Source organism: Echinicola sediminis (genome assembly GCF_054777495.1).
Window position 1 is genome coordinate 1 of sequence record NZ_BAAHAP010000150.1, and the last position, 8,498, is coordinate 8,498.

The following is an 8,498-nucleotide window of genomic DNA, read 5'->3' on the forward strand; positions in this document are numbered from 1 at the left end:
GTTCCTCCCGTCAGAACAGTAAAAATCCCATTCTACCATGTCGTCTTTCCCTGTCCCGGATAGATAGTGAATTTGTGTCTCTTCACTTTTTAATTGAGCCTTTAATCCATTGAAGGGTAAAAGTTGGAAGAGTACTAATACAAAAATGATTTTGATATGATTTTTCATGATAAAACTTAATTTTTCAGTTATTCCGTTTTACGTGAGGATAGTGCCTTTAATACTACCCCAAACAAAATCAATTCTCTGGAAATTAGTTAACTTTAACGTCACTTTAACGGTACCTATAACGGTTAAAGCTACGATAAAAAGCAAAACATCAATACTTCAAACCAGACTGATCCTCAATTAAATAGGTGATTCTCTATGCTCTCTAAAGAAAAAAAATTGGAAATAACCGAACAAGTTGTAAACAGTAACACCTTTATGAATGCCCCTACAAGTATTGCTATTTTAAAATATCTAGTGGAGGCAAACATTGAAGGCCGTTTTCTAAAAGAAGGCATTATTGACCATGAGTTTTTTGGGGCCGAGCCTGGAGCTCATAAAAGTACCCCCAGAGTCCGGGTGAATATTTATAACCTCAGAAAAAAACTAAAAAACTATTACGAATCTGAGGGAGGCAATGACCTTTGGCAAATTAAGTTGGATAAAGGCCAATACAGCATTCGTTTTGAGAGAATGAACCCAAAGCTGAAATACCTTCCACTGACCAATTTCAAGAAACTATTGCCTTACTTACTCACAACAGTTGCTGTAGGTTTACTTATCATCACCCACCTTCCACCTTCAAAGCCCTTACTATGGGAAGGTTTTTTTGATGATAAGCATTCGACCAACCTGTTTATTGGCGATGCCTTTGGATACGGCGGCCAGACTATTTCTGGTTTACCGGGATGGACCAGAGATTTCAGCATCAACAGTTTAGATGAATACTATAAAATGCTTGAAAATAAACCCGAACTAAAACTACTGACCAAGCCTACTGACTTTAATTATTCTACACGAATGGCAGAACATGCCACCCATGATTTTGCCCGGCTTTTTACTCTAATGAGGCATGATTTTGAAATCAAATATGCCACCAATACATCATTCGCAGATATAAAAAAGGGAAACACTATTTATATTGGTCGTCTTAAAGAGCAAAAAAAGTTCTTTTATCTGTTTAATGAGGGGAATAAGTATTTTAAGATACAAGATAACCAAGTTCATTTTTTGGGAAAGGGAAACCTTCCTGACACCACGTTTATTGCCGATACGGAAAATACAGAATCCGACTATGCCCTGGTTTCGAGGATTCCCGGGCCCAATAATACGGAGCAGTTTTTCTTTTTTTCCAACCACGATATCGGGGTAATGGCTACGGTGGAATACTTCACTAATCCCGATTCTCTTAAGGCCTTCACTGAAAAATATCTAAACAATGACATCTATTTTACCGCGATCTATAAGGCCAAAGGGAAAGAAAGAATCAATCTTAATTTAGAAGAGATCTTGGTAGTGCCTTTTGATTAGTATTTTTTTGAGTTTGTAAAAAATCCTCATACCTGAATGCAGCAACGGAGAATATTAGGATCTATAGTACAAGCTTGAAAAGACGTTCAATCGAAAACCTAATATTCTGGGCAGTAAAATCCATTTCTCAAGTCTTCTACCATGCTCAATCCGTAAAAGACCTGCTGGAGGAACGGTCTTTTGTAGGAAAATCAAGAGGCATCGGAACAGTAACATTCCCCGAACCGGCCCATTCCACTCCCCTAAGAAAGGTGGTGATAAAACCTACACCAGACATGGATTTTTCATCGTGGCCAAGTGTAGTATGAAAAATCCTTCCCTTTCCATAATCCAAAACCATCAAGACAGGCTCATGCCTACCCTCACCTCCTTCTCGGGTAAGGTCTTCACCTGTTGCCAGTACTTTCATGTTTTTGGCTGGACCACGCATATGGGCATAACATTCGTCCGGGGCTCCCAACCATTTTTCCGGCATTCCTTCAGTGATGGGGTGATTCTCCCGAAGGGTGATTTCAAAAGAGTGGCGTTTACCATGGCGACCCGCTGCACCTGGCGAATGGTCCTCTACCCGTTCTCCTTTATCATCGTAATAAACGTAAGGACCACTGGTTTCATTTCTTCCTCCCCAACCACCTAAACCTACCATATCATTATATGCATCCCATTCAGGAAAGCTGTTGTCTGCAGCATGCACAGCTACAAAACCTCCTCCCTTTCGCATGTAGTTTTCAAATGCCTCTTGGGTCTCTTTTGACCAGGATGCCGCCTTCCAACCGAAATTGGAAATCACTACATCGTATTTTGAGAAATCAGGGGAAAATTCAGGGTCAGCTTTGGGCTCGTTGAGGTGTTCTCCAGGTCCAACATCTACTTTATCCAGGTAAACTGCCTGAGGTTGGCCGTTCCACAAATACTTTGTGCGCGCTACATCCACTTTGAAGATTCCTGTATTTTCAAGATAGCTTTTCATCATCACCGTGGTCTTCGGCCAGGCATGGTGGTTGTTTTGGCCATCCACGATCAGCACCTTGATGCTTTGGGGAGATTGTGCAAGAACACAAAAAGATATAACAAGCAACAAAATAGTTAAAGTAAGGTTTTTCATTCCTTTGTAGTTTTCATTTAAACCAAACATACAAAAGGATTGCTTAATATCTTGATCAACCATCCAATCAAAAACATTCCGTTTAGAGTTTTGAACATTTAATCCATATACCAGCCCCTACTCCGCAGTTGAATATTATCGTTTTCCATGATATCCAACATTGTTTAATGCGGTCTTCCAGCTACTTGCTGATAATTTGATCCTACATCATAGAGTGCTATTTTAATGCCTTCATAAATTCCAGCTATGATGCTTCCCAAAAACTCACCAAGCTCCGCTTTCCTTTCTTCTTGATAATGCTTTCCGGAAATTGATTTAAATTTCAAACTTGTAGTTAAAACCCGATTCATAGATTTCACCAATTGGTAAAACCTCCATCCTTCTTTTTTAAGTGAGGGACTTCCAGAAATTCGAAGGACTGCTTTTTCAGTAGTGCTTCATTTACCTCCACCCCCAGACCAGGTATTTCTGGCACCATATACTTTGTGCCGTCCAATTCCGGTTGAATGGTATAGATTGTTGGATCATTGGTTCCCATCTGCTCTGCTGGGGTATTGATTTCTTCCAACCAGTTAAAATTAGGGCAGGATGCAGCAAGGTGAATAGAGGCAGCAGTGCAAATAGGCCCAAGCGGATTATGGGGCATCAAGTCAATATAATGGGCTTCGGCCATGGCTGCTACTTTTTTTGATTCCGTTAAGCCTCCTACATTGCAAACATCCAATCGAACAAACTGGGTCAAATTTTCCTCAATATAAGGCAGAAACTGCCACTTGCTACTAAACTCCTCTCCAATGGCAAAAGGAACATCGACCATTGTCCTAAGTGCCCTGTACGTTTGGGGAGATTCATCCCGTATGGGCTCTTCTATAAAATCCAAGGTACCACGTGGCATTCTGCTAATAAAAGATACCGTTTCGGGAACTGAAAGCCTGTGGTGGTAATCTATTCCAATGGTAATAGCCTTACCCGTCATTTTGCGTAGTTCCATTACCCATTCCGCCAAGTTGGCAATCGATTCTCTCGGCTCAAAAGTCCTTCCGTCTGGGGACACTTCATATTCAGCAGGAGCCAGCCGAAGCACCTGCCAGCCTTCTTTCAGTAGAACCTCGGCTTTTTTTAATAAATCATCCTTGGAATTAAACCTTAGAGAAGCAAAACAATCGATATGTTCTCTTTGACTTCCTCCAAGTAAATCAAATACCGGAACATTCAATAATTTTCCTTTGATATCGTATAAAGCTATATCAATAGCCGATATCGCAGCAGTCAATACCCGTCCACCTTCAAAATATTGACTTCGATACATTTCCTGCCAGATTCCTTCGATTTGGAAGGGGTCTTTCCCCAACAGAAACTGTCTATAATGTTGGATTGCACCGATCACCGCCTGTTCGCGCGTGGAAAGTCCAGAGGCTCCCCATCCATAAACGCCATTGCTCAATTCAATTTTCACAAGCAATTGGTTGCCCGAACCAACTTTTACGGGATAGCAAATTACATCTTCAATCTTTGGTCTGTTCATCTTAAACTATTTCAATTACCTGAATTCGTAAAACCAAATTGACAAATCTTTATTGTTCACACTAGTACATATCGCTATTTTGATAAAACAGGGTTATAAAAATCCTTATAAATACTAGAAAAAATCTAGACACACCAACTAAACAACTGACAAACAGACAGATGAAAAACCACCGCTATTACAATTAAAAACATCTATGGTAATCGGATAAGCATTAAACCACTACTTTGCTGTTCTTAAAATATCCGACCCAAAATGACAAAACCCACCAATAAACGATACCACATTTTGGCCATGGTGTTTTTCACTGTGGTGATCAACTATTTGGATCGAAGCAATATTTCAGTTGCTGCATTTGCCATCTCTGATGATTTGAACATCACAGCGATTCAAATGGGCTATATTTTTTCGGCATTTGCCGTAACCTACTCTTCCATGCAAATTCCTGGAGGGATAATCGTCGATTATATCCGTCCCCGGGTTTTATATCCCACCATTCTGAGTTTATGGTCCCTGGCCACTCTGGTTCAAGGCTTTATCAGTTCCATTGGCGGATTTATCGCAAGTAGAGCAGCAATAGGTATCTTCGAGTCCCCCTCCTACCCAGAAAACAACAAGATAGTGACCAAATGGTTTCCTGAAGGAGAACGAGCCACTGCCATTGCCATTTATACCTCCGGTCAATTTATTGGCTTGGCATTCCTCACTCCAACACTGGTCCTAATCCAGAATCATTTAGGATGGCGGGGCTTGTTTATTGTTTCAGGTATCATTGGTATTTTATGGGCTGTCGTATGGTATTTCTTTTACAGAGACCCTGAGGAACACTCCACCATCAACCAACAAGAGTTGGATTTGATCCGAGATACAGAGGAGGCCTCTCCATCAGAAAACAATACATTCAATTTTTCCATCGAAGACCTTAAAGATGCATTTTCCCATAAAAAACTTTGGGGGGTATACATTGGGCAATTTTGTCTAGGCTCGTTGTTTATCTTTTTCTTGACCTGGTTTCCAACCTACCTTGTTAAGTACCGGGGACTGGACTTTATTCAATCTGGGTTTTTAGCGTCCCTACCTTTTCTAGCTGCTTTTGTTGGTGTGCTGATTTCTGGTTTTGTTTCAGATGCCATGGTCAGGAAAGGCATATCAAACGAAACAGCCCGAAAGGCACCTATATTAATAGGCATGCTCCTCTCCATGGCCATTATTGCTGCCAACTTTACCGACAGCACCTTTTGGGTGATTACTTTCCTTTCCATGGCATTTTTTGGTAATGGACTTGCCTCCATTACTTGGGTATTCATCTCTTTATTGGCACCAAAAAGGTTAATCGGTTTGATCGGAGGAGTTTTCAATTTTATAGGAGGGTCTTCTGCTGCCCTCACCCCTATTGTCATTGGCTATTTGGTGGAAGATGGAGACTTCAAACCTGCGCTATATTTCATAGGGATAATGGCACTTATTGGCTTCCTGAGCTATCTTTTTATGGTAGGAAAGGTAGTAAGAATAAAAGATAAAAATGAATTGACCATCAACGTCCACAGTCAAGGCTAAGGCAAATTAACAATTGCACAGATTGCTGAAAACTGTAAGGTAACATAATCGCTAAAAATAAACATTTGACCATGAACAAGAAATTCTCAGAGGAAAAATTCCAAGCAGTACCCATGATAGGAATATTGAGAGGATATAAACTGGAAGAAATACTTAAAATCACGGAAACTTACCTGAAGGCAGGATTCACGACCCTGGAAATCACCTTAAATACCCCCTCCGCATTAGAGATCATTTCAACCGTGGTTCAAAAATTTGGGAACGATTTGAATGTCGGTGCCGGAACAGTTTGTGATTTGGAAGATTTAAATCAGGCCATCGATGCAGGCGCTCAGTTTGTGGTTTCTCCCATTATTGATTTGGATGTTATTCATAAGTGCTGCAATATGGAAGTTCCGATATTTCCGGGAGCTTTAACTCCTACTGAAATATACAAGGCTTGGACCGCCGGAGCACGCATGGTAAAACTCTTTCCTGGTAATGCCTTTACTCCAACTTATGTTAAGGATATTTTGGCACCATTAACGGAAATCCAAATAATGCCCACTGGCGGGGTAAGCTTTCAAAACCTCATAGAATTCCATAAAGCAGGAGCAAAGGCATTTGGCATGGGAGACAATCTATTTGACCCTGTTTTGATCAACAACCAGGATTGGGAAGCCCTTCACTGCCATATGTTGATATTTAAGGAGTTAATTAATAAAATGAATAATTAAATTAAAATATTAAAAAAATGATATTGAATTATCAGAAGTCAATTACCAATTTATCGTTGATTATGAACATCACCTAAGAACATTCAAACCCGAGGACTATAGAAGACCCATAGCAAACAATGGGGTGATGAAACATCTTATTCGCTTAAAAAAACTAATGACATTGGCTTCTAAAGCTGCTGCAAAAATAATCTTGGGATCCGCTACTGTTCCTGAGGTTCCTCCTGTGGAAATATTCACTATCCCCAGCACCCTGTTTGTCCTGTTCAATAAATTGCATCTTTGAACTATCCCAGTTTTCCAAGAGGACATCATTGGCTTTTTGGGAAGAAGTGATCCTTGGGACTTCGGAAATCTTGACTTTTGGTTGATAACTGAGGACTATTTCAGCGACTTGATGGGAAACACTGTTTTTGTTTTGGGTATCCATCACATTTCGTTTTTAAGGTTAGAAATTAATTATGAAAACCGCTTCAGCTTGAGGGCAAACAAGGCCAAGTGGCAACGGAATAAATGAAGGGCATGCGGGCAGCCATGTGTTTATGCCGGACACTCTTGGCCGCCCTGCCACCCGAAAGCTAACTTGTCGAATAATTAATGAATAAGAAAAATCAAATCCGTTTTGAACAGTAAGCTTTTCACCCACATATCATCAAACCGATCCATTTAAAAGTTGTAAAATAACAGAGACCCATTTCATCAATTCTTCCTTCAACGTTACTCCGGAATAATCCTTTAAGACCATTGGATATAAGTCTATAAAAAGGCCAAAATAGGATGATTAAGATGATGGAAATCCCTCCGTAAGTAACTCTACCGACCTTATCACTCTAATCGTAATCCCCAACCAAGCAAAAAAATGTTCAAATTACCGACCCTACCTCCCCATTCACTCTTCTTGGATGCCACCTTATAACGGGAAGGAATAAAGGTCAAGGGTGCTGACGCCAGGAAGCATTCACTTGCCCTTGACCTTATTCCTGATCGGCATACCTTTGCAGAAAGGTGCAGTGGGTACCAATGAATCAAACGTTAAAAACAACAGATGACCTCCGTTCCACCTACCCTGCTTTAACCGGTATAGTTGACTTTTCACCAAGATCAGCAACAACACTTTCAACCATAATGGCCACCATTTCCTTCCATCAAAAGGCTGCGAGTCCCGAGCACCTTTCCCCCGACTTGGGAGGCTGAAAAGAGGGTTTTGTATACAAAACTACATCTTGCTGATACCTTGGGGTAACCGTGCTTTCACTCTTTTGATAACCTCGCCAACTAAGAAAACCAGATAAAACTGTTATACTAGCTGGTCAAATTTAAAGGAACACAATGCAGATTAGCTATTTTATAAGAGACTGTAATCTAAACTCTGTCTGAGACTTTGAAAATCAATTAAAGTTCATAAGATAGAGATATGAGAGAAGAACAAGAATCAGCATTTAAGAAGAAAGTACTGGACCAGTTTTTATCAGGAGAGTCCCTGTTCGGCAAGAACGGTGCGCTTTCTCCCATGTTGAAGGAGTTTTTGGAGGAAGCCCTCCAGGCGGAGATGGATGCCCATCTTCGGGATGAGGATGCAGGTCACAGTGTAGGCAACAAACGTAACGGTAAGGGCAGCAAGCGTGTGAAGAGCAACTTGGGCGAAGTTGAGATCGAGACGCCCCAGGACCGTCACAGCAGCTTCGAGCCGAAGATCGTGGAGAAGCGCCAGCGTATCCTTGCCGACAACCTTGAGAAGCAGATCATTGGGATGTACGGGCTTGGCAGCAGCCTACGGGACATATCCGAGTACATCAAGGACATGTACGACACCGAGGTCTCCACGCAAGTGATAAGCGATATTACCGACCGTGTTGTCCCGAAAGTCAAGGAATGGCAGAACAGGCCTTTGGAAGAGGTTTATTGCATTGTATGGCTTGATGCAATGCACTTCAAGGTACGGGAGGAAGGCAAGGTACGCCATAAAGCCCTATACAATGTATTGGGGATCAACCGTGAAGGGAAGAAGGAGGTACTGGGCATGTACCTTTCCGAAAGCGAGGGGGCGAACTTCTGGCTACAGGTACTCAGCGATCTA

The 8,498-nt window shown here is 41.3% G+C and carries 8 protein-coding genes and 1 pseudogene; 5 read left to right on the top strand and 4 right to left on the bottom strand.

The features are described 5' to 3' along the window. Positions 1 to 366 precede the first annotated feature (366 nt). Positions 367 to 1,518: a hypothetical protein gene (locus ACYVAA_RS21460; RefSeq protein ID WP_460545810.1), complete on the top strand. Its 1,152-nt coding sequence runs from the start codon at positions 367 to 369 to the stop codon at positions 1,516 to 1,518. A 145-nt stretch (positions 1,519 to 1,663) separates the two neighbouring features. Here the strand turns inward: ACYVAA_RS21460 and ACYVAA_RS21465 are convergent, their stop codons facing one another. From ACYVAA_RS21465 to ACYVAA_RS21475, 3 genes are all read right to left on the bottom strand, one after another. Next, positions 1,664 to 2,623: a ThuA domain-containing protein gene (locus ACYVAA_RS21465; RefSeq protein ID WP_460545812.1), complete on the bottom strand. Its 960-nt coding sequence runs from the start codon at positions 2,621 to 2,623 to the stop codon at positions 1,664 to 1,666. A 164-nt stretch (positions 2,624 to 2,787) separates the two neighbouring features. Further along, positions 2,788 to 2,949, bottom strand: a complete 162-nt coding sequence (locus ACYVAA_RS21470) for a hypothetical protein (RefSeq protein ID WP_460545814.1) — start codon at positions 2,947 to 2,949, stop codon at positions 2,788 to 2,790. 29 nt (positions 2,950 to 2,978) lie between these two features. Beyond that, positions 2,979 to 4,148, bottom strand: coding sequence for a mandelate racemase/muconate lactonizing enzyme family protein (locus ACYVAA_RS21475; RefSeq protein ID WP_460545816.1), 1,170 nt, complete (start codon positions 4,146 to 4,148; stop codon positions 2,979 to 2,981). Between the two features lie 255 nt (positions 4,149 to 4,403). Between ACYVAA_RS21475 and ACYVAA_RS21480 the strand changes: the two genes are divergently transcribed. From ACYVAA_RS21480 to ACYVAA_RS21490, 3 genes and pseudogenes are all read left to right on the top strand, one after another. Further along, complete coding sequence (locus tag ACYVAA_RS21480) at positions 4,404 to 5,705, top strand: MFS transporter (RefSeq protein ID WP_460545818.1); 1,302 nt, start codon at positions 4,404 to 4,406, stop codon at positions 5,703 to 5,705. A gap of 71 nt (positions 5,706 to 5,776) precedes the next feature. Continuing rightward, on the top strand, positions 5,777 to 6,421 hold the full coding sequence (locus ACYVAA_RS21485; protein ID WP_460545820.1) for a bifunctional 4-hydroxy-2-oxoglutarate aldolase/2-dehydro-3-deoxy-phosphogluconate aldolase: 645 nt from the start codon (positions 5,777 to 5,779) through the stop codon (positions 6,419 to 6,421). 52 nt (positions 6,422 to 6,473) lie between these two features. Beyond that, positions 6,474 to 6,536 (top strand): annotated as a pseudogene (locus tag ACYVAA_RS21490) (hypothetical protein); the annotation flags it as partial. Here ACYVAA_RS21490 and ACYVAA_RS21495 read toward each other — a convergent pair. Beyond that, positions 6,518 to 6,736: a JAB domain-containing protein gene (locus ACYVAA_RS21495; RefSeq protein ID WP_460545822.1), complete on the bottom strand. Its 219-nt coding sequence runs from the start codon at positions 6,734 to 6,736 to the stop codon at positions 6,518 to 6,520. The pseudogene ACYVAA_RS21490 and the gene ACYVAA_RS21495 overlap by 19 nt on opposite strands. Positions 6,737 to 7,835: 1,099 nt before the next feature. On the opposite strand from ACYVAA_RS21495, the gene ACYVAA_RS21500 reads away from it, so the two are divergent. After that, positions 7,836 to 8,498 (top strand): IS256 family transposase (locus ACYVAA_RS21500; protein ID WP_460545825.1); only part of this gene is annotated, 663 nt, incomplete at its 3' end.

Excerpts from the sequence above, each read along its gene's own strand:
- ACYVAA_RS21460 (WP_460545810.1), top strand. The coding sequence starts at position 367 with ATGCTCTCTAAAGAAAAAAAATTGGAAATAACCGAACAAGTTGTAAAC.
- ACYVAA_RS21465 (WP_460545812.1), bottom strand. The coding sequence starts at position 2,623 with ATGAAAAACCTTACTTTAACTATTTTGTTGCTTGTTATATCTTTTTGT.
- ACYVAA_RS21475 (WP_460545816.1), bottom strand. The coding sequence starts at position 4,148 with ATGAACAGACCAAAGATTGAAGATGTAATTTGCTATCCCGTAAAAGTT.
- ACYVAA_RS21480 (WP_460545818.1), top strand. The coding sequence starts at position 4,404 with ATGACAAAACCCACCAATAAACGATACCACATTTTGGCCATGGTGTTT.
- ACYVAA_RS21485 (WP_460545820.1), top strand. The coding sequence starts at position 5,777 with ATGAACAAGAAATTCTCAGAGGAAAAATTCCAAGCAGTACCCATGATA.
- ACYVAA_RS21495 (WP_460545822.1), bottom strand. The coding sequence starts at position 6,736 with ATGATGTCCTCTTGGAAAACTGGGATAGTTCAAAGATGCAATTTATTG.